Annotated in this window: 17 protein-coding genes and 1 tRNA gene; 12 read left to right on the forward strand and 6 right to left on the reverse strand. The window is 59.2% G+C overall.

Annotation, left to right across the window (positions count from 1 at the left end; translation table 11 throughout):
• Nucleotides 1–58 precede the first annotated feature (58 nt).
• The 4 genes from carA to MUN46_RS06015 all read left to right on the forward strand — a co-directional run bounded on the left by carA (nucleotide 59) and on the right by MUN46_RS06015 (nucleotide 6,778).
• A complete protein-coding gene (carA, locus tag MUN46_RS06000) occupies nucleotides 59–1,258 on the forward strand; it encodes a glutamine-hydrolyzing carbamoyl-phosphate synthase small subunit (protein WP_237979092.1) in 1,200 nt (399 codons plus the stop codon).
• A gap of 24 nt (nucleotides 1,259–1,282) precedes the next feature.
• Complete coding sequence (carB, locus tag MUN46_RS06005) at nucleotides 1,283–4,507, forward strand: carbamoyl-phosphate synthase large subunit (RefSeq protein WP_237979093.1); 3,225 nt, start codon at nucleotides 1,283–1,285, stop codon at nucleotides 4,505–4,507.
• 145 nt (nucleotides 4,508–4,652) lie between these two features.
• The gene (gene mltG, locus MUN46_RS06010; RefSeq protein ID WP_243376277.1) at nucleotides 4,653–5,750 is read left to right on the forward strand and encodes an endolytic transglycosylase MltG; all 1,098 of its coding nucleotides are present in this window, start codon (nucleotides 4,653–4,655) and stop codon (nucleotides 5,748–5,750) included.
• The gene (locus MUN46_RS06015) at nucleotides 5,747–6,778 is read left to right on the forward strand and encodes a DNA polymerase III subunit delta (protein ID WP_243376276.1); all 1,032 of its coding nucleotides are present in this window, start codon (nucleotides 5,747–5,749) and stop codon (nucleotides 6,776–6,778) included. Before mltG ends, MUN46_RS06015 begins: the two co-directional genes overlap by 4 nt.
• A gap of 4 nt (nucleotides 6,779–6,782) precedes the next feature.
• On the opposite strand, the gene MUN46_RS06020 is transcribed toward MUN46_RS06015, so the two are convergent.
• On the reverse strand, nucleotides 6,783–8,087 hold the full coding sequence (locus tag MUN46_RS06020; protein ID WP_243376275.1) for a tyrosine-type recombinase/integrase: 1,305 nt from the start codon (nucleotides 8,085–8,087) through the stop codon (nucleotides 6,783–6,785).
• Nucleotides 8,088–8,279: 192 nt separating this feature from the next.
• Here MUN46_RS06020 and MUN46_RS06025 point away from each other — a divergent pair, with 192 nt between their 5' ends.
• The 4 genes from MUN46_RS06025 (at nucleotide 8,280) to MUN46_RS06040 (ending at nucleotide 13,612) form a co-directional block, all read left to right on the forward strand.
• Nucleotides 8,280–9,197 (forward strand): LAPAL motif-containing putative phage structural protein, encoded by a 918-nt coding sequence (locus MUN46_RS06025; protein ID WP_243376274.1) that lies wholly within the window; start codon nucleotides 8,280–8,282, stop codon nucleotides 9,195–9,197.
• 34 nt (nucleotides 9,198–9,231) lie between these two features.
• On the forward strand, nucleotides 9,232–11,298 hold the full coding sequence (locus MUN46_RS06030; RefSeq protein WP_281069854.1) for a sensor histidine kinase: 2,067 nt from the start codon (nucleotides 9,232–9,234) through the stop codon (nucleotides 11,296–11,298).
• A 320-nt stretch (nucleotides 11,299–11,618) separates the two neighbouring features.
• Nucleotides 11,619–12,878: a hypothetical protein gene (locus MUN46_RS06035; RefSeq protein WP_243376272.1), complete on the forward strand. Its 1,260-nt coding sequence runs from the start codon at nucleotides 11,619–11,621 to the stop codon at nucleotides 12,876–12,878.
• Between the two features lie 29 nt (nucleotides 12,879–12,907).
• Nucleotides 12,908–13,612 (forward strand): 4'-phosphopantetheinyl transferase family protein, encoded by a 705-nt coding sequence (locus MUN46_RS06040; protein ID WP_243376271.1) that lies wholly within the window; start codon nucleotides 12,908–12,910, stop codon nucleotides 13,610–13,612.
• Here MUN46_RS06040 and MUN46_RS06045 read toward each other — a convergent pair.
• On the reverse strand, nucleotides 13,605–14,141 hold the full coding sequence (locus MUN46_RS06045) for a COG4648 family protein (RefSeq protein WP_243376270.1): 537 nt from the start codon (nucleotides 14,139–14,141) through the stop codon (nucleotides 13,605–13,607). The two genes, MUN46_RS06040 and MUN46_RS06045, sit on opposite strands and share 8 nt — an antisense overlap.
• 16 nt (nucleotides 14,142–14,157) lie before the next feature.
• Here MUN46_RS06045 and MUN46_RS06050 point away from each other — a divergent pair, with 16 nt between their 5' ends.
• Both MUN46_RS06050 and MUN46_RS06055 read left to right on the forward strand, forming a co-directional pair.
• The gene (locus MUN46_RS06050) at nucleotides 14,158–14,439 is read left to right on the forward strand and encodes a hypothetical protein (protein ID WP_243376269.1); all 282 of its coding nucleotides are present in this window, start codon (nucleotides 14,158–14,160) and stop codon (nucleotides 14,437–14,439) included.
• Nucleotides 14,440–14,557: 118 nt separating this feature from the next.
• Entirely contained in the window at nucleotides 14,558–16,171 is a 1,614-nt protein-coding gene (locus MUN46_RS06055) for a gamma-glutamyltransferase family protein (protein WP_243376268.1), read from the forward strand.
• A gap of 78 nt (nucleotides 16,172–16,249) precedes the next feature.
• Here MUN46_RS06055 and MUN46_RS06060 read toward each other — a convergent pair whose 3' ends face one another.
• From MUN46_RS06060 to MUN46_RS06070, 3 genes are all read right to left on the reverse strand, one after another.
• Complete coding sequence (locus tag MUN46_RS06060; RefSeq protein ID WP_243376267.1) at nucleotides 16,250–16,714, reverse strand: hypothetical protein; 465 nt, start codon at nucleotides 16,712–16,714, stop codon at nucleotides 16,250–16,252.
• A gap of 33 nt (nucleotides 16,715–16,747) precedes the next feature.
• Complete coding sequence (locus MUN46_RS06065) at nucleotides 16,748–17,281, reverse strand: outer membrane lipoprotein (protein ID WP_243376266.1); 534 nt, start codon at nucleotides 17,279–17,281, stop codon at nucleotides 16,748–16,750.
• A 177-nt stretch (nucleotides 17,282–17,458) separates the two neighbouring features.
• Complete coding sequence (locus MUN46_RS06070; RefSeq protein ID WP_243376265.1) at nucleotides 17,459–17,848, reverse strand: thioredoxin family protein; 390 nt, start codon at nucleotides 17,846–17,848, stop codon at nucleotides 17,459–17,461.
• Between the two features lie 180 nt (nucleotides 17,849–18,028).
• Between MUN46_RS06070 and MUN46_RS06075 the strand changes: the two genes are divergently transcribed.
• Nucleotides 18,029–18,104, forward strand: a tRNA-Gly gene (locus tag MUN46_RS06075).
• 45 nt (nucleotides 18,105–18,149) lie between these two features.
• Here the strand turns inward: MUN46_RS06075 and MUN46_RS06080 are convergent.
• Entirely contained in the window at nucleotides 18,150–18,428 is a 279-nt protein-coding gene (locus MUN46_RS06080; protein WP_243376264.1) for a putative hemolysin, read from the reverse strand.
• A gap of 169 nt (nucleotides 18,429–18,597) precedes the next feature.
• Between MUN46_RS06080 and ppk1 the strand changes: the two genes are divergently transcribed.
• Complete coding sequence (gene ppk1 / locus MUN46_RS06085) at nucleotides 18,598–20,811, forward strand: polyphosphate kinase 1 (RefSeq protein WP_243376263.1); 2,214 nt, start codon at nucleotides 18,598–18,600, stop codon at nucleotides 20,809–20,811.
• Nucleotides 20,812–20,817 lie beyond the last annotated feature (6 nt).

Below are 20,817 nucleotides of genomic sequence, written 5' to 3' on the forward strand. Positions count from 1 at the left end.
GCCCCGTAAGCGAGAACTCCGTTTTTCTCCAACGGGACCGTTTTTTGTGGAGAATTAAGTGAGTTTGCTTATTCAGGACAGCCGCCCGCAAGCAGTTCTGGCTCTTGGCGATGGGACAACTTTTATTGGTCGTTCCATTGGTGCTCCTGGCAAAGTCATTGCGGAGGTTGTGTTCAACACCGCCATGACCGGATATCAGGAAATCTTGACAGATCCTTCCTACACCGGTCAAATTGTCAACCTGACGTACCCTCACATCGGCAATGTGGGCGTAAATTCAGAAGACGTTGAATCGTCTAGAGTTTATGCCTCCGGGCTTGTGATCGAGGCCTTGTCTCCTGTTGTTTCAAATTTCAGGGCGCAATCCTCTCTTTCCGACTATCTAAAAGCATCAGGCGTAGTCGGCATATCTGACATTGACAACAGGGCTCTCACACAGATCATTCGTGACAATGGCGCCCAGTCCGGCTGTATCCTTGTGGCTGCTAACGGCTCTTTGACTCAGGAAGAAATTGACGAAGCTGTCGATTCGGCGAAGAGCTACGGCGGAATGGTAGGTCAGGATCTTGCTCAGAAAGTGACGACGGATAAGCCTTACGACTGGACCGAAGGGACATGGCAGTTTAACAACAAGGACGGGTCTACGAGTTACAACCACCCGGAGCTTCCCCTTCACATCGTCGCCTACGATTTCGGCATCAAGACCAACATCCTTCGCCTTCTGGCAGACCAGGGCATGAAGGTTACGGTTGTTCCGGCCAAGACTTCGCCGGAGGACGCTCTGAAATACAATCCGGACGGCATTTTCTTCTCGAACGGTCCCGGTGATCCGGAACCCTGCACCTATGCCATTGAAGCCGCGAGAGTCTTCCTTAAAAAGAAAATCCCGTTTTTCGGCATCTGCCTCGGCCATCAGATTCTGGGACTGGCGCTGGGCGGCAAGACGGTCAAGATGAAGTGCGGGCATCACGGCGCCAATCATCCGGTTGTAGATCTCGAAAACAAGAGGGTTTACATCACCAGCCAGAATCACGGATTCGCCGTTGATGCGGACTCTCTGCCCTCCAATGTCAAAGTCACGCACAAGTCTTTGTTCGACGGAAGCCTGCAGGGCATTGAGGTGACGGACACCCCGGCTTTCAGCTTCCAGGGGCATCCGGAAGCGAGTCCTGGACCTCAGGACATCCGCCCGCTTTTCCAGAAATTCGGGCAGATGGTCAGAGAATACGCAGCCAACAAACAGGCTCAGCAGGGCTGAGGCCATTGAACAGGACAGTAAAAAATGCCAAAGCGTCAAGATATCCATTCCATCCTGATCATCGGTGCCGGCCCCATCGTGATCGGCCAGGCCTGTGAGTTCGATTATTCAGGAGCCCAGGCCTGCAAGGCCTTGAAGGAAGAGGGCTACAGGGTCATTCTGGTCAACTCCAACCCCGCCACGATCATGACGGATCCGGGGCTTGTGGACGCGACCTATATCGAGCCGATTACCTGGGAAGTGGTCGAGCGCATTATTGCCAAGGAGCGGCCCGACGTCATTCTCCCCACGATGGGCGGCCAGACGGCTCTGAACTGCGCGCTGGATCTTCGCAATCACGGAGTCTTGGACAAGTACCATGTCGAGCTGATCGGGGCTTCGCCTAAGGCGATCGAGAAGGCCGAAGACCGCAAGCTCTTTAAGGAGGCCATGCAGCGCATCGGCCTGGAGTGCGCCCGGTCCGGAATCGCCTACAGCATGTCCGAGGCTCTGGAGGTGCAGAAACATGTGGGCTTTCCGACGATCATCCGCCCGAGCTTCACGCTTGGCGGCTCCGGCGGCGGCATTGCCTACAACATGGAAGAGTTCATGCAGATCTGCCAGCGGGGCCTCAAGCTTTCGCCGACCCATGAGCTGCTGATTGAAGAGTCGCTGCTGGGCTGGAAGGAGTATGAGATGGAGGTAGTCCGCGACCATGCGGACAACTGCATCATCGTCTGCTCCATTGAGAACCTGGACCCGATGGGCATTCATACAGGCGACTCCATCACGATCGCCCCCGCCCAGACGCTGACCGACAAAGAGTATCAGATCATGAGGAACGCCTCGATCGCGATTCTGCGCGAGATTGGCGTTGACACGGGCGGCTCCAATGTTCAGTTCGCCGTCAATCCGAAGAACGGCCGCCTGATCGTGATCGAAATGAATCCGCGCGTTTCCCGCTCCTCGGCCCTTGCGTCCAAGGCCACGGGCTTCCCCATTGCCAAGGTGGCTGCGAAGCTTGCTGTCGGCTACACGCTCGACGAGCTGCGCAACGAGATCACGGGTGGAAAGACGCCGGCCTCCTTCGAGCCGACCATCGATTACGTGGTGACCAAAGTCCCGCGTTTTGCCTTTGAAAAATTCCCCCAGGCCGACGACCGTCTGACGACGCAGATGAAATCGGTGGGCGAAGTGATGGCGATCGGCCGCACTTTCCAGGAATCATTCCAGAAGGCTCTGCGCGGCCTGGAGACCGGGAAGGACGGCCTCAACAGCAAGACCACGGACCGCGAGCAGATCCTCTATGAGATTTCGGAAGCCGGCCCCGAGCGGATTTTCTATGTGGGCGACGCCTTCAGAATCGGGATGTCGCTTAAGGAAGTTCAGGAGGCGACCAACATCGACCCCTGGTTCCTGATCCAGATTGAAGAGCTGGTCGATATTGAAAAACGTCTGAAGGGCAGGACTTTGTCCTCGCTTTCCAAAGAGGAGCTGCTGTTCCTTAAAAAGAAAGGGTTCTCCGACAGGCGCCTTGCTCATCTGCTGAAAGTCTCCGAAGACGAAGTGCGGTCAGACCGCTGGAAGATGGATATTCATCCGTCCTACAAGCGGGTGGATACCTGCGCGGCTGAGTTCAAGACCACGACGGCTTACCTTTACTCGACTTACCACGGCTTTTCCGAGGCCGCTCCCGACGACCGCAGGAAGGTCGTGGTGCTGGGCGGCGGTCCGAACCGCATCGGGCAGGGCATTGAGTTCGACTATTGCTGCGTCCACGCCTCCCAGGCTCTGCGGGAAGACGGCTATGAGACCATCATGGTCAACTGCAACCCGGAAACCGTGTCGACCGACTATGACACGTCGGACCGCCTGTACTTTGAGCCCGTGACGCTAGAAGACGTGCTGGAAATCTGCCGGGTCGAGAATCCTTTTGGCGTGATTGTCCAGTACGGCGGCCAGACTCCGATCAATCTCTGCCGCAAGCTCGAAGCCGAGGGCGTGCCGATCCTCGGCACCACTCCGGATTCCATCGATATCGCCGAAGACCGCGGCCGCTTCCAGAAGCTGGCAAACGATCTCGGAATCAGGCAGCCGCCGAACCGCGCGGCGCGCACGGAAGAGGAAGCCTACAGGATGGCTGACGAAATCGGCTATCCCCTGGTTGTGCGCCCATCTTACGTTCTCGGCGGCCGGGCGATGGATATCGTCCACAGCCGGAAAGACCTTGAAGCCTACATGCGCGAGGCGATCAAGGTAAGCAATGACAGCCCGGTGCTGCTGGACCGGTTCCTTGACGATGCGGTTGAAATGGACGTTGATGCCATCTGCGACGGCGAGGAAGTGCGTATCGGCGGGATCATGCAGCATATTGAACAGGCGGGCGTCCATTCGGGCGACGCGGCCTGCTCGCTGCCGCCCTACAGCCTGAGGCCGGAAATCATCGAGGAAATCAAGAGGGAAACCAGGCTGCTCGCAAACGCCCTCAAGGTGCGCGGCCTCATGAACGTGCAGCTGGCGGTTCAGCACGCTTATTCGGAAAACCCGGTCGTGTACATTCTGGAGGTCAATCCCCGGGCTTCCAGGACGGTTCCTTTTGTTTGCAAGGCGACCGGAGAGCCGCTTGCCAAGATCGCGGCCCGCGTGATGGTGGGGCAGAGCATGAAGTCGCAGGGCGCCCGCGTGGAGGTGACTCCCAAGTACATGAGCGTCAAGGAAGCGGTCTTCCCCTTCACCAAGTTCCTGGGCGTCGATCCGGTCCTGGGGCCGGAGATGCGCTCCACCGGCGAGGTCATGGGAACCGGCAAGACCTTTGGCGAAGCCCTTTACAAGGCGGAGCTTGGAGCCGGCAACCGCCTCCCGAAGACCGGCACCGCGTTTATTTCTGTCCGCGACGTCGACAAGCCCCGTGCGGTTTCTGTCGCCACGCATCTTCGCGACCAGGGCTTCCAGATTGTCGCGACGCGCGGCACGGCTGCGACGCTGCAGCACGCGGCCATTCCCTGCAAGATCGTGAACAAGGTGTCCGAAGGCCGCCCCAATGTCACGGACATGATTAAAAACGGCGATCTTCAGCTCGTGATTACGACTTCCAACGAGTCGAGGACTCAGATCAGCGATGCGAGGTCCATTCGCCAGACGGCTCTGGCGCAGCTGGGAGTGGTCTATTACACGACGATTTCCGGCGCGGCGGCCGCAGTGGAAGGCCAGAAGCACGCGGGCGAAGTCGAAGTGAGGAGCCTGCAGGAGCTGCACAAGCTGAACGCCTGATCCTGCGATTAAAGCGAAACCTCATCCGGCCAGGGCTCCCTTCATGCGGAGAGCCCTGGCCTTTAAAATTTCGGGAACAAAACCATTTAGAATGATTCAGCTTCATTAAAGCCCTGTTCCCGCTTGTTTCCTCCTGGCCGGCTCGATGAAAATTGATAGCAAAAGAAAAGAACAATTAAAAAAATATGCTGCGGCCGCTCTGGCGCTTTGCCTGCTGGCAGTGTTTTATCTGGGAAGCGCGAAGCTGCTGAGCTCTGGCGCCCCACGGGTTCTTTTCAACGTATCGCAGAGCGAGCCCTCAGGCGAGCTGTCCAAAACCGTTGCCTCCAACAGCGCTCTGGCCCATCCTTTTTTTGCCAGAGCTGCGATCGCTCTCGCTTCTTTCCGCGCTCCCGTGAAAACAGGCTGGTATTCCATAGAAAAGGGGGATACTTTCTTTTCTCTGCTGACGAAATTAAGCAGCGGCGAGCAGGCGACATCAGCGTTCAGGATTCCGGAAGGCTTTACTTCCCGGCAAATTTTTGAGCTTCTTGGGAAAAGGGACGACCTGAAGCACGAGGCGGAAGACCTCTCGCGCGATGAAGCGAAAGCCGCGGGTTCCGAGAGTTTTCAAAAAATCCTGGCTTTCCAGAATGAAATCGGGGAGCCTGCCCAAAACGGGAAAAGCCGCGAGGCTTCGATCGAAGGACTCCTTGCGCCTGACACGTACTTCTATATCGTCGGTCAGACCGACACGAAGCTTTTGCTGCGGTCGGTGAACCAGCAGCGCAAAATCATCAATGAAGAGTGGGAGAAAAGGAAACCCGCGGTCAACGACGTCCTGCACTCCAGGTACGAAGCGCTGATTCTTGCCTCCGTCATTGAAAAAGAATCCGGGGTCAAGGCAGACAAGCACCTGATATCAAGCGTTTTCCATAACCGGCTGCGGATCGGGATGCCGCTTCAGTCCGATCCCACGGTCATTTACGGAATGGGCGGGCGCTATCGTGGCAACCTCACGAAGGCAGACCTCAGAACCCCGACTCCCTACAACACGTACACCATGAAGGGGCTGCCTCCTACCCCGATTTGCGCGCCCTCGCGCGAGTCCATCAACGCTGCGCTCCAGCCCGCCGATACAAAGTATCTCTATTTCGTGGCAAGGGGAGACGGCTCCAGCGAATTTTCCGACAACCTCCAGAGCCACAACCAGGCCGTTGACAAATATCAGCGCTCGGTCATAAAAAACGGGAGTTCGAAATGAAAGAAGCGGTTTTCCCGTGGCAGACAGAGCTTTACGGCAGGCTTCTAGCCCTTCGCAGGCACCTGCCCAACGGGCTTATCGTGGCGGGTCCCCGCGGACTCGGCACTTTTGAGCTGGTGCATCGCTTTGCAAAGGATCTGCTCTGCGAGAATCCCCGGCCTGACGGCAGCGCCTGCGGCGTCTGCGCCGGCTGCAGGCTCGCGCAGGCCGGCAACCACCCGGACCTCAGGTACATCCTTTCCGAATCGGAGGCCCTGGCCCGGGGGCTTCCTTATGAGCCTCCTTCGGGGGCGGCCTCCCGGCGGAAGCCTTCCGAGGACATTCTCATCCACGAGCCCCTGTCGCTGGAAAATTTCCTCACGCTTTCCTCTCATCGCGGCGAGCACCGTGTCGTCTTAGTGTATCCGGCCGACCGGATTCGTCCGGATGCGGCTTCCGTCTTTTTGAAAATGCTGGAGGAGCCGCCCCAGGACCTCATTTTCCTTCTGGTGGCCGAGGATCTGGACGCCATTCTCCCGACGATTCGATCCAGGTGCCTGATTTTCAGGGCGCTGCCTCCGATGCGCGCCACGGCCGTCAAGTGGCTCAACGAGCAGGGGCTGCCAGCCCCGGAAACGGCTCTTGCAGAGGCAGGGGGGATGCCGCTTCTTGCGCTGGCTCTCGCCCGGCTTGACGCGAAGCCGCGTGAGGAACTCGCATCTCTGCTGGGGGCCGTGCAGGAGGGCGCGGGCTGGGTCGGACGGGTGATTGCCGCCGTCCCCAAGGACGCAGATCAGGCCGAGGCGGTCTGGTTCCTCCAGCGCTGGGGATGGGACCTGCTGGCTGTGAAGCAGGGGCTCGCACCCCGATATTTCCCCCGCCAGAGCCAGGTCCTGCAGACTCTTGCGGCAAGCGCGGACGCGGAAAAGCTTTTCCGGTGGATTCACGAGCTGAACCGCCTGCGCGAGGCGGCCGGCCATCCCCTCAATGCCAAGCTTTCGACGGAAAGGATCCTCTTCCTGTATCAGGGGATCTTTGCCCGCCGCTGATTTTTCAAAGCGGCTTGATTTTTTTCATGCCTTCGGCCATCTTCTGTTCGGTGGGCACGAGATAAAGAGAAGTTGTGGACAGGGAGGCGTGTCCCAGCGCGGTCTGGACGACGTTCACCGGCATTGCATCCAGGGCCACGGCCGCGAAGGTGTGCCTGAGCCAGTGGGTCGATGCCTCCCGCAGCTTCGCTCCGTCCATAGGATCTTTTTTCTCGGCTTCGGCCGCTGCGTCTTCGAAAAAAGCCTTAAGGATTTTATGAAGCCCGGATCTCGACAGGGAAGTTTCTCTGTTCTCCGCTTTCCTGCCTCTTCCCAGCCGCGCAAGCAGAGGCGTGTCCGCCGGGCAGGCCCCGATGGGCTGCAGCCCCCGCGCTGACAGATACAGGTTCAGGATCCTGAGGTGCTCCTGCTGCAGAGGCAGCCGCCGTACTTTGTCGCCCTTGCCCACGACTTCGATCATCAGCAGGCTGCGGCTTCCGAGTTTTCTTTTCCGGATCCAGCCTGCTCGGGAGGCAAGCATTTCCGAAGCGCGCATGCCAAGCCCTTTGCCCATCATGAGGATCGCCTCGAGCCTTGCCTTTTCCTCCCCTTCGGGCAGCCCGCGCAGCTGATCGAGAATGTCCTCCCACTGGTCGTGCGAAAGGGATCTGTCGGCGAACTGCTCCGGGGCTCCCTCTCCAGGCAGGAACGGAATCTTCGGTGACACCTGGTCGAAGGGGTTGTAATTGAGGTAGCCGGTCTTGACCAAAAAATTGAAAAGGAGCCGGATCACCGTCATGGCCTGCCTGCGGCTTGCGAAGGAAAGCGGACCGTTGAACGGCTTCCAGCCGGGGTCTGTCCTCTCAACGTTTTTGGGGCCGATCCAGATGCTCTGAGGCACGTTCCACCGCTCGGCCCAGGCTTTGTCGGAGAGCCGCCCGAGGTCTTCGAGCCATCTCAGGTATAGCGACGCCCCTTCCATGGTCAGCGAGCTCAGGGCCGTCCGGCGTTCAATAACACACCAGAGCAGGAACCGCTCCGCTTCTTTTCTGTAAGCGCTGAAAGTGTTCGGATTGGCTGCGCGGGCGTTGAGCCAGGCCCGCAGGGCCTCCAGGTCGTTGCCGGCCTTGAGCGAACTGCGGCCTGAGAGACTTCGGTTGGTGCCCTGGGAGCCGCTGAGCTCGCCCTTGATCTGGCACTGCTCGAGCGGCACCACCTGAAGGGCGGAGCCGGGGTCAAGGCGGCCCGCTGCAGCATCTTCAGAATCGCCGCCGGGCTTCTTAGAAGAAAAATCCGCGATTTTCTCTGCCTTTTTTCTCTGCATGCTCATCTTGGGTCAACTCTTGCGCCCGTCTGACGTTTGAAACCGCGTACAATTGCGCGGACGATCCAGCAACGCTTTATCATTGTAAGAATTATCACCGCGGGCATGAGGCGGCTACGCCGCATTCGCCCGCGCCAGCCGCTCCCTGAAAAGTTCCGGAGCCCCTTTCATTCGAAGTTGTCAGAAGGTTGAGCAGCCATGATTGCAGCATTTGACATTGAATTTTCCGGCATCCGCAAAGTTGAGACCACAACGACCAACCAGCCTGTCGCGCAGGCGATCATAGGAGTCGATCAGCTTCTCACGACGGGTTCCCGGGCCCTGTACGGCTATCTTGTGGATCCGGAAGTGGACGTGCGCCGCAATCCCGACGAGGCTTCCTACAGCGTTGATCTGGGCTTCCGGAAGAATTTCGGCATGTCCCGCCGGGCCTCGCTTGCCGGCGTGAAGGAATTTATCGATCCTCCGGAAAAGTCTGTCGGCGTCGCCCTTGGATGGCTCAGGGCAGAAAGCGGCGAGGGTCTCCTCGGGCTTTTCCAGCTCCTGAAGGCCATCGCCGGCCGTACGGTGACCTCGGTTTCACTGGGCGATGATGATGTGACGGTCTGCGCCGGCGCTGACAGCTTCCATGTCTCGTACCACACCTACAAGCTCTTTCGCCATATCGGCGTGCGCAAGGCTGTCGAGTTGATGGCCCGCGTGTTTAAGGATCCGACGGTCAAAGAGCTCGTCATCCGCGACAGGACCACGGGCGAGTCGCTCGCCTCGGTAGCCAGGGACGAGGCTTCTTATTTCTACATGCCGGAAATCGACGAAGTGGTGCTGGTCGACCACGTGGTGACCCAGGCTCTGATGCTGCCTTCCTCGAGCTTCCGCGATGACCAGATCTGGACCTTCTTCGACGGCGAGCAGACGGTCCGCGCCCGCATGAACGACAAGGATTTCCTGCGCGTCATTGACAACGGTGTTTTCCGCCTCAACGCGGATGATGTTCTGATTGTCAGAATGCACGTCCGGACCCTGCAGACGGTGGCGGGCCTTGTGAGCGACTATGAAGTGGTGAAGGTCCTGGACCATAGAAAGCCCGGCAAGCACCTCCCGGTGCCCGGGGTCTGAGGGCCCGGCAGGTGAGGGCGTTTTAATGAAACGGATGCCCCGCCTTTTAGAAGAAGCCTTCCGGCAGGCACGATCCTTTCGGAAGGCTTTGTCGTGTCTGTGCGGTGCGAGGCCTGCAGTTTCGGCCTGGGCTCTTTTTCTTTCGCTTGTTTTTCTTTTTCAGCCGGCCGCGGCGGAGCCGATAGCCGATGACATTTTGCTCTCGCCCGCCGTTTCTCCGGCCGGACGCGCCCCCTCTGCAAGGGAGGAAGCCCGGAAGGAGGCCGAGGCAGGGACAGAAGGCGCATCGGAAGAAAGTTTCCGCGACAGCCTGGCCGCCCGGCGCGACGACCCTTTCAGCCTGGCGCTGCCTCCCCTGATCCGCGTCGGAATTCAGCAGTCGGCCATTTCCTTTCTATCCGCTCCGGACCCTCTTTTTATCGAGAAGACGAAAGACGCGATCCGGAAGGCCTTTGGCAGGGAACAGGTGGATTTCCGGCCCATGTCCCGGGGAGATCTCGCTTCTGCGGTTCGTTCGGGGGAAATCGATTTTGTGATCGGCGAGGCGGATTTCATCGCACAGTCTCAGATGGACAACAACCTGAGGCTTCTCGCTTCCCTGTGGCCCGCAGCCGCCCGGGATGTGAACAGCGCGGTGTCCGCGGTTTTTTTCGTGAAGGCGGAGAGCCTGGCTGTTCAGTCGCTTTCCCAGATGGGAAACCACCCCGTGGCGGCCTCCAATCCCTCCTCCTTTGCGGGCTATATCCTGCCGCTTTACGAACTCTCCCGCCGGGGCTATTCGGCGGGGTTCCTCTCTGAGCTCTACTTCTCCGGATCCAACGAAGGCGTTGTGAGCGACGTGCTGTCCGGCAAGGCCGCGGTCGGCATCCTGCCCGCCTGCGTTCTGGAGTCGATGGAGCAGGCCGGAAAAATTCACATGGAGGATTTCCGGATCATTAATCCAAGGCGCGCCAATGAGCTCAAATGCGCGCACTCGGCGGACGTCTTTCCTTCGGTGACCGTGGCCGCCCTGCCTAAGACGGATCCGATGCACGAAAAAGCCGTGATGACTACGCTGCTTGAGATGCCCGCCGCCGACGGCCAGCCGCAGTGGGGGCTGCCGGCTTCAATGCAGAAGGTCTTTGACCTGTTCTACGAGCTCAAGATCGGCCCCTACCAGTATCTCGCCCAGTGGAGCCTGCAGCGGTTCATGAGAGAGAACTCCGGAGCGGTGGCGATTGCCCTGATTCTCACCATCATGATTCTGTCCTACGCGGCCATGCTGCAGATGATGGTGAAGAAGCGCACGGAGGCCCTGAGGCAGTCGCTGGAAGAGCGCGAGAGAATCGAGGCGGAAGTGACCGCTTCACGAGAGCACATTTCGGCCCTGGAGCGCACGGGCATCATCGGGCAGATGTCCTCGATGATCGCCCACGAACTCAAGCAGCCCCTGGGGGCCATCAATAATTTCGGCAACGGCCTCCTGCGGCGCGTGGCCCGCGGCCAGATTGATCCTTCGGTTTTCAAGGAAGCGCTCGAGGAGATCGTAGGGCAGGGGACCCGGGCCGCTGAAATCGTGGACCGGGTCCGCAGCTACGCGAAGCACCCGGAACCTGTCATGCAGGTGAGGGACATGCGGAAGGTGCTTGAGAAGGCGATTACAGAATTCCGGCACAGCCACCCCGAGGCTCCTCCCATCACATTGCGCTGCAGCCCCGGGTCGTGGGCTGAGGTTGATTCCTGGGAGATTCAGCTCGCGGTGATCAATCTGCTCAAGAACGCCTCGGAGGCTCTGCAGAAATGCCCCGGCCCCGCCATCGTCGTGTCCTTAAAGCCTGTGGACGGGCAGTGGCATCTGTCAGTGGCGGACAACGGCAAAGAGATCACTAAGGAGAAAACGGATCTCTTTTTCGAGCCGCTGCACAGCGGGAAAATATCCGGCATGGGACTCGGGCTTTCCATTGTGGCCAACATTGCCGAGCGGCACAAGGGACACGCATTCGCGAGGCCGAACGACGAACTGGGACATGGCTGCATCATGGAAATCGTGATGCCGATGTCTGAAGCGCCTGGCGCAGCCCGGGGTACTGCGCAAAAAGATCCTGCGAGTCCGTTACAATGATTTTTAAGCCAGATGGTCAAAATGCAGGGAGCATAGATTGGATCCGGAAAAGCTCAAGAAGATTTTTTATGAAGTTCTGAGGGTCGTTGCGGCCATCATAGTGCTTTATTTCATCTGGGACGTGATGAAAACCCAGGTTTTGTTCTTTCAGGAAGACGGGCCGGCTTTCGGAGTTCCGGCCGCCAGCTCTCCGTCTGCGTCCGATGCGGGCTCTCCGGCGCGGCGCTGATGGTCCGGCTGAGATGCCCCTGAAAGATGGATCGCAGACCGAGGGCTGGAGGAGGCGCGAAATGGCTCACCACGGGAAAAATACACTCAAAATGGCGCTGGCCGCATTCTCTGCAACGGCGCTTTCCGCCTGCTCATCCGTCCCGATCTGGGAGCCCCCCGGAGACTCGGCGGCGGCCTCGGGAGGCGGAGCTCCCATCATCGAGAAATCAACCGGCGCCTCAAGCCGGGCGGCTGCCCGGCCCAGGCCTTCTGTTCAAGCGCCTGAGGCTCAGTCCGTGCCGCTGGGAATCGACCAACCTTCCCGGGAGGAAGCGCCTGATGCTTCCACGGACGAAACTTCCTTTGAGAAAGAACTGAAGGCCGTTCAGGGCCAGTCTCAGGCGATGCAGCCCGGTTTTGTCGTGACCGGCGCGCAGAGCGAAGGAGAGGACGGCGTTGAGATCACCCTGCAGGCTAGAAACCAGGGCGAGAGCGCGCTGGTAAAAAAGATGGTGATCCGTGTGCCCGCCACGCTGATGAGCCGCATTGGGATCGAAACGCCGGACGGCGTGAGGTCGCTCACCCAGTGGTTTACCTCCGGTGCCAGAACTTCGCTTAAGGCAGGCGGGGACGGGGACGCCTCGGAAGGCGCGGCGCTTCAGGTGAGGGCCAAGTCCATCACATTTGCGGACGGGGCGCCTGGATTTGCTGTTGATATCAGCAACACCAGAACCCCGGGGCGCAGGGACGTGATTTTTGCTCTCCGGGAGGCCGATGCCAATTTCGTGCAGGTGGAAAGCGAGGACTCGGATTTTTCAAAGATGAGCCTTCGGGACTGGCTCACGCTGCGGGCGGACGTGCGCTTCAAAACGCCTGCTTTGCCTCTGGCCCCGCTTTCTGACAGCGCCGTTGAAAGCTGGGCCGCGTTCACTTCCGTTAAAAATTTAAAGTCAGCGGGCGGCTTAAGCGATTCGGAAGCCAGGGCGCTTCTGCCTAAGCTTCAGTTCAGCCTGGTTCCCGACGGACTCTCTGGGGCCGGCGTTCTCAAAATTGGATCGATCAGCGCCCGGGTGATGCGCTGCCGGACGGCTTCGTCAGGCGACTTGTCGGGCGGGCTTCCTGTTTGCTCCTGGGATACGTCTGCGCTGGAAAGGACCGCGCGCGTTTCCTCCGGTGCCTCAGACCCCGAGTTTGCCGAGATTGCCCAGACGAAGGGGCTTCCCGCCGGGATCGGAGGCATTCTTCTGAAAGCGGGCGACACGCTCCTTACGGCCGACCAGGGGCGGATTTTCTTTTGGAAGAAAGTCTCGTCCGAGTCAAGGGATAACTCCCGGGTCTTCGAAACGGTCAGCATGGACACGACGCGCTGACCCCTTCAGTTTCGCGGGGGCGCCGCACTATGATTTTTACCAAAATTACGGACGAAAACGCGGCTCTGCTCCTGGTTTTTGAAGAGGCCTCCTGCCCGCCGCCGGAAAGCCTTCTGCCGTTCCTGCAGCCTTCCCAGCTTGAAAGATCCCTTCGTTTTAAAAGGCCTCTCAGGCGCAGCCAGTACCTGTGGTCAAGGCTCATGCTTGCGGCTGCCGTCCGTGCGGCTGCAGATCAGTCCGGGCGTCCCCGGGCCGAGATTGAGGAAAAGCCGCCCCAGGCCCCGGTGATTCGGCTGGGAAGCGGCGAGGTTTTTACCTCGGTCTCACACAGCGGCGAGAGGGTTCATTGCCTGCTCTCGGCGAAGCCCTGCGCCGTGGATGTCGAGCGATATGCGCCGGAGCGCCCGCTTGAGCGTTATGCGGAAGCGGCTTTTTCCGCAGAAACTGCGGCTGAGCTTAAGAAGGAAGCGGATCTTCCGCATGCTTTTTTCAAGGCGTGGGGCGCTTATGAATGCGCGGTCAAACTGGGCCGCCCCCGCGAGTTCATCTGGGTCAGGCACGAGCCCGTCATTGCGGGGTTCCGCGTTGAATCGAAATTTGAAAACGGCTGGTCGATGACAGCCGTGCTTTCCCCCGAGGTATCCCAGGTGAGGAAAATTCGCCTCACCGCGGCCGCGCTTCAGGACCTTTTCGCCCGCGGGACGCCCCTGTTTTCAGAGACCGGCCTCAGCTGAGCTTTCTGCCGGCTTCAGCCTGTCGCCGTAAATCCTTCAGAATGAAGTTCCTCGCGAGCTTCTCCGTGCCCCAGAAGATAAAGCCGAGCGCCCAGGACATCAGCCCGTTCCAGAAAACCCACGATTTCATGTTGCCCCAGAAGCAGGTCAGCGTGCCGACCGCCGCGATCAAGGCGAAAAAGCACATCCAGACGATGGAAAGGGCCCGGCTGTAAGCCCTCACGGGGTCATCGGGAGCCTTGCCTTTGGAGACAGCCCTGCAGACCATGCCGTCGTCGTGCCCGAGCCCGATGAAAAGGGCGATGAAGACGAGGATGTACAGCCCGACGGGCCAGAATTTCAGAACCGTCACGCTCTGCAGGACTGCCGCAGCTATTCCGATGACCGCTGAATACATGGTGATGAAGGCTGTCAGGGCTGAGGGACGGTCGAGAATCCTCAGGAATGCAGCGATGATCAGGCCGACAGCGATCACTGCGATATCGCTGCGCGGGAGGCTGAAGTATGTCCATATCGGGTAGGTAGCCATCAGGATCGTGCCTGCGATGAAGCCGATCCTTTTTAAGAGGCCGGCAGGGTTATTGCCCGAAGAGGAATTGGCGGCAGAACTGGTCATGAAAGTGTTCCCGGACGCTGCCTCGGCAGCGATGATGCTTGAAGTTCTGCAGGATTTTAATTCAAACAGGTCCGGGGCACAGCAGGCCGCGCCGGCGCGCGGCGAAGCCTGCCAGTCCGGGGTCCGGGACAGCGTGCAAAAGATCCTGCTCCATCCCTTTTTTAAGGGATGGAAATCGGCTGCTTCTGCGAAGCCTCTGTCCCAAAACTGACAGAAAATGAATAGGCACCGGCTCCATGAGCCAGCGGAACTGCCTGCCCTGAATTTTTTGCTATCGGGCATTCCTGCGCCAGGGGCGGGTTTTCCGGACACAACAGCGAGGTCTGCCTATGCTCGATTTTGATCCTCTTCATTATCCTTATGCCTCGACCCGCAGCCTGGTTTATTCGCGAAACGGCATGTGCTGCGCCGGCAATCCGACCGCCGCTTCCGCCGGGCTCCAGACGCTTCTGAAGGGCGGAAACGCCGTCGATGCGGCAATCGCCATGGCGCTCACGCAGCCCCTGGCCGAGCCGACGGGCAACGGCCTGGGCAGCGACTGCTTTGCGATCGTCTGGTTCAAGGGCCGGATGTACGGCATCAACGGCTCCGGTCCCGCGCCGCGCTCCATTTCCATTGACGCTCTGAAGGAGCGCGGACTGAAGGAGGTTCCGAAGCGCGGCGTGGAGTCGATTGACGTGCCGGGCGCTGTGGCCGCCTGGTGCGCGCTCCACGAACGCTTCGGGAACCTCGAGCTCGAGGAAGTCGCGGCTCCCGCCGTGGCCTACGCCGAACAGGGCTTCCCCGTTTCCCCGAACATCAGCAGGCTGTGGTCTGACGGCTGCAGGCTGTTTGTGCCTCTTGCTTCTGCCAATCCGGCTTATCAGGGCTGGATGGAGACTTTTGCGCCCGCCGGCAGAGCTCCGAAGGCGGGCGAGATGTTCGCAAGCCCGAGGATGGCGGACACCCTGCGCTCCATAGCCCGGACAAACGGCCGCTCGTTCTATCAGGGAGCAGTCGCAGAGAAAATCGACGCCTATATGAAACGGACGGGCGGTTTTCTCTCGGGAGAAGATCTGGCCGCCTACAAGCCGGAATGGGTGGCCCCGATCTCTCTCAATTACCGGGGCGTCGATGTCTGGGAGCTTCCTCCGAATGGACACGGCATCACGGTGCTCATGGCCCTGCAGATTCTCAAAGGCATGGAGCTTGGGGACCGCGAGGACCCGGAGACCGTTCATCGGCAGATCGAAGCCCTGAAGCTCGCTTTTTCAGACACCATGGAATATGTGGCGGAGCCCGCCTGCATGAAAGTTTCGGCAGAAGAGCTCCTGTCGGAGAAATACGCAGCCCGCAGGCGCTCACTCATCGGGGAGCGCGCTCTGGATCCGAAAGCGGGAGATCCGCGCTACGGTTCGACCGTGTATTTCTGCACGGCAGACCGTGACGGCAACATGGTTTCCATCATTCAGAGCAATTTCCATGGGTTCGGCTCCGGCATCGTGGAACCTCAGACCGGGGTCTCTTTTAACGACCGGGCTTTTAATTTCCGCTTTGATCCCTCGCATCCGAACGGCCTGAAGGGGGGAAAGCGCCCCTATCACACCATCATCCCGGGATTTCTGACTCAAAACGACGAAGCTCTGGGGCCGTTCGGCATCATGGGCGGCTACATGCAGCCCCAGGCTCACGTCCAGTTTCTTATGAATCTCCTTGACTGGAAACTCAATCCCCAGCAGGCCCTTGACGCTCCCCGCTGGCAGTGGGTGGGAGGCCGCCGGGTTCTGGTGGAGCAGGATATGCCGAACGCCCTGATCCGGCAGCTCCAGAGGCGGGGTCATGAAATCACCGTTGTCGCCGACCGGGTTGCCATGGGCAGGGGCCAGGCGATTATCCGCGGCAAAAATGGCGTTTATGCCGGCGGGACGGAAAAGAGGACCGACGGACAGATCATGTGTTATTAAGGCGCAGGGCCGGCAAAAATAATGCCGCCCGCTTTTCTGCCGGCGGGCGGCTTTGGAAACGAGGCCTCACGGCCGGGGTCACTTGGGAACGTTCAGCCGTCCCTCCCGGATGCCCTCAAGCTCGGCCTTGACGTAATCGTCCGCATGGCGCGAACGCGCCTTGTTGAGCTTTGACTGGAACTCGAGGCTGGAGTCGCGGCTCTCCTTTTCAAGGTCGCCTTTAGGGGCTCCGGCCGCGCTGCGTGCGGCCTCGTCCTGCAGCTGCTGGCGCGCGGCTTTCCTTGCCGCGATATCCTGCTCGTTTCTTTTGAGAAGCTGCAGCTGCTCGTCAAGCGAGAGGTGGTCGGCTTTGGGCTTCAGGTCGTCTCTGACCGCCGAAGCGCCGGCCGCGGCGGCAGAAGCCGCCGGCTGATAGTCCGGGGGGACGGCGGAGGCCATGGTGCTCTGCGAAGCGGCCGGCTCCTGATAGTCAGGAGGAACCGCTCCGGCTGCAAAGGCGCAGGACGACAGAGCAGACAATGCGAGTGCAAAAACTCGTTTCATAATCATGTGCTCCACAGGCGGCGAGAGACTTTTTTACTTGGTCTCGGTGCCGCAGCCGCCCGGATTGTTCGGCTGGATCCTGGATTCGTTGGCGCTCTGGCGCACCAGCGTCGCGGTTCCGAGCTTGTACTCGCAGGAGTTCCCGAGCTGCACCGAGGTGTACATCTGGTCGTTCATGCGGTAGGTGAGCTGAACCCCGTTCTGATAATCGGTCCCGCCGGCAGCGAGATTGGCCGCCCGGTTGCCGAGAACGCCGCCCGCGACGCCGCCCACGATGCGGGAGTTCTGCCGGCTGTGCCGGCCGTGCCCAAACTGGTTGCCGATGACGGCGCCGGCCACGGCTCCGGCCACCGTGCCGGCAAGCTGGGCCGTAGAGTTTTTAGTTTCGTTCGGCAGGGCGACCTTAGCCGGCTGAATGGACAGAATTTCAACCGTGCTGACCTGCTGGACCTGATTGAGCGAGCCCGGGCCGTAGACATCGGCGCGGTACCTCTGGTTATCGTTGGCGCAGCCGGCCAGGGCCAGAGTGGCGCAGAGGGCTGCAGCGGCAGCGAGTTTCGTGTTCATTGTCTTTCACCTTTAAAATCTGCTGAAGGAACGCCGGAAGATACGGGCGCTCCAATCCGAAATTATTGTAAGTTCCCATTTACAAACCGAATGCAAACATTTTCGGCAATGCATTACGGTTTGTTACCGTGAAGGCCTCTCCGCGGCAAGGCCCCGGCTTTGGAGGCCGGCGGCAGATCAGTAGTTTTTCAGGACATGGTCAAAAGTCGCCCTCAGGTCCTCTTCGGAGATGAAGCCCGAATGCGCGTCAAGAAGCTTGCATTTCCTGTCAAAGAGAATCTGGGTGGGCACAGCGCTGATGCCCAGCGCGCGGGCGATGTCGGGGTGTTCGTCGATATCGATGTGAACAAAGGAAATCTTCCCTTTGTAGTCTTTTTCGACTTTTTCCCAGGCCGGCTTCATCATTTTGCAGGGGGTGCACCAGCTTGCCTCGAAATCAACGATTGAAATCCGCCCCTGCATCGGGCAAAAGGCCGTCGATGAAGTTTTTGCAGAGGCCTGCGCAGAGCCGGAAAGCGCCAGGGCGCAGGAGAAGAGGACTGCGGCGGCTGCTAATTTTCGAAACATCTTTGTGCACCTGTAGAAAGACGCGGGACGAAGTGTCCTATTGTAAGGTTTTTCCCTGAATGAAATGAGATTGCCCGTTTTTTTCGGGTGAGTCTCCGGTCTGCGCATCCCGCAATTAGGTGGTGGGCCACAAAAAAATTTGCGTTTCAGGAAAGCTCGTGTAGAATACGCTCCCGTGTTGCGGGAGTAGCTCAGTTGGTAGAGCGCAACCTTGCCAAGGTTGAGGTCGCGAGTTCGAGACTCGTCTCCCGCTCCAAAGATTTTTGGAGGGCTGTTTTCTTTAAAGAAAACAGCCTTTTTTCTATTTGGTTTTTCCGTGGTCGCGCCGGTAGAGCTCCCATTCCTCCACAGAGGAGCCGTCGGGCAGATGGCAGACGCCGTATTCTCCCCCTGAGGCGTCCTTCCTGATTTCAAGCTTTCCTCCTCGTTTTTCAACGCACCAGACCGATGCCGGGTTGGCCATTCCGATGGGGGCGGGCCCGGCGGAATTGTCGCGGTGCAGGGGCGCGCAGCCGGCGGTGCAGATGCCTGCTGCAAGGGCGACGGAGCCGGCCGCAATCAATTTGTTAATCTTATTCAAAGAGTTGTTGTTCCTAATCCTCATCCCCATATTCTTTTCTCTCCGCTAGAATAAATGTTCACCGTTTGGTCATAAACGGGTGCTATGGTAATTGCGTCAAGCTTCGTGCGTCTTGAAAAACTGATTTCAGGCGCTTCCTCTTTTTTGGTTAGGTTCAAAGAAAGATTTTATGGAAAACAAGAGCTCATCGCGTGTCGCGGCCGATAAAAATGCATCTGCTTCCCCGAAAACAGCACCCCGCAGGGCAAAGCGCACAGCCCGGGCTGCCGGAAAAGCGGCCGGCGCTAAAAAGGAGCTGCCGCTGACCTCTCCGAGTCTGTACACCAACAGGGAGCTGTCGTGGCTCTCGTTTAACCGCAGAGTGCTTGAAACGGCGCTCGAAGAGGACCGGCCTCTTTTGGACCAGGTGAAGTTTCTGAGCATTTTCTACACGAACCTTGATGAATTCTTCATGGTGCGTGTATCCAACATCTTCAAGCAGTACCAGACCGGAGCTTCCACGCTGGGACCGGACAAGATGTCGCCTGCGAAGCAGCTGGCCGAAATTCGCAAGCTCACGATGGAGCAGGTGGAGGCCGCCGCGAACCACTGGATCAACAAGCTTCAGCCCGCCCTGGCGGAGGCGGGGGTCCGCGTGGTTGAGTATTCGGATCTTGACCCCGAGCAGCAGAAGTACCTGCTCAACCGCTTCAAGAATGACATCTACCCGATTCTTACTCCCCAGGCGATCGACCCCGGGCATCCGTTCCCGAAAATTTCCAACCTCTCCATCAATTTTCTCATCGAGGTGGCTGACTCCAACGATGTGAGGCACTATGCGAGGCTGCGGGTTCCGCACAACATCCCAAGGTTTTACTTTGTGCCCCGCAATCCCTCGCAGGACGAACCGCAGGTGTCGGCCTCTTTCGATAAAAACGTCGACATCGTGCAGACCGAGAAGATCATCGGCGAGTTCCTGCCGTTGCTTTTCCCGGGCTACAAGGTGACGGCAAAGGGGATGTTCCGCATCACGCGCAACACCGATGTGGAAATTGAGGAGGACGAGGCCGACGATCTTCTCGAGGCGGTCCGCGATTCTGTGCTCCGCCGCCGGTTCGGGGGTGTCGTCCGCCTTGAAACCGAGTACAGAATTCCCGCGAAGCTCACGTCGTTCCTTGTGAGCAAGCTGCACCTTCAGCCCTCTCAGATTTACACTGTGAAGGGCCCGATGGCTTTTTCCGGGTTCATGCAGCTCAACGACCTCAACATTCCCGCGCTGAAGGACACGCCTTATTACGCGAGCTACAACCCTGCGACCCAGCCGGTTGAAGAGCTTTTCGAGAACATCGCCCGCGAGGACATCCTGCTCTATCACCCGTACCAGACGTTCACTTCGGTGGTGGACTTCGTGCAGCAGGCGGCGCGCGACCCCAAGGTGCTCGGCATCAAGATGACGCTCTACCGCGTGGGCAACAACTCCCCGATCGTGAAGGCCCTGATGGACGCCCGCATGGCAGGCAAGCAGGTGACCGCCGTGGTCGAGCTGAAGGCGAGGTTTGACGAGGAGCGCAACATCAACTGGGCCGAGGAGATGGAGCACCAGAACGTCAACGTCGTCTATGGCTTCGTGGGCCTGAAGGTGCATGCGAAGCTCTGCCTCGTCATCCGCAGGGAGGACAGCGGCATACGCACCTATGTCCATATCGGCACCGGCAACTACAACCCGGGTTCGGCGAAAAACTATACGGACCTGGGGCTTCTCACCGCAGATCCGGCGATCTGCTCGGATGTGACCGATCTCTTCAACGTGATGACGGGATACGCGAAGCGCACGAGCTATAACCGGCTGCTTGTCTCGCCCACGAGCATGCGCTCGGGGCTGGAACGCAGCATCCGCGCCGAAATCGAGCGCCACAGGCGCGAAGGCAACGGACGGATTGTGATCAAGTGCAACCAGCTGGTTGACGCGGGCATGATCAAGCTTCTCTACGAAGCCTCGATCGCCGGCGTCAAGGTCGACTGCCTGGTGCGCGGCATCTGCTGCCTGAAGCCCGGCATTCCCGGCGTCTCTGAAAACATCACAGTTCGCGCCATTTTGGGCAAGTTCCTCGAGCATGCCCGCGTCTACTGGTTCGGGCCCCTCGAGGATACGGAAAAGAGCTTCTGCTACATTGGCTCGGCCGACATGATGGGGCGCAACCTCGACCGCCGCATCGAGGTGGTGACGCCTATTCTCGACGGCCGGCTGAAGAAGCGGCTCGCTGAGGAAGTGCTGCAGCTGCAGCTGGCGGACAATCAGCGCACCTGGCTGCTGGAGAAGGACACCTACACCCGCATTGTGAAAAAGCCCTCGGAAAAGAGCGTCAATGCGCAGGAAGAACTGATCCGCCGCTACGGCGAGTAAAGGGCG

It is taken from the genome of Mesosutterella faecium (assembly GCF_022809315.2).
GTDB lineage: Bacteria > Pseudomonadota > Gammaproteobacteria > Burkholderiales > Burkholderiaceae_F > Mesosutterella > Mesosutterella faecium.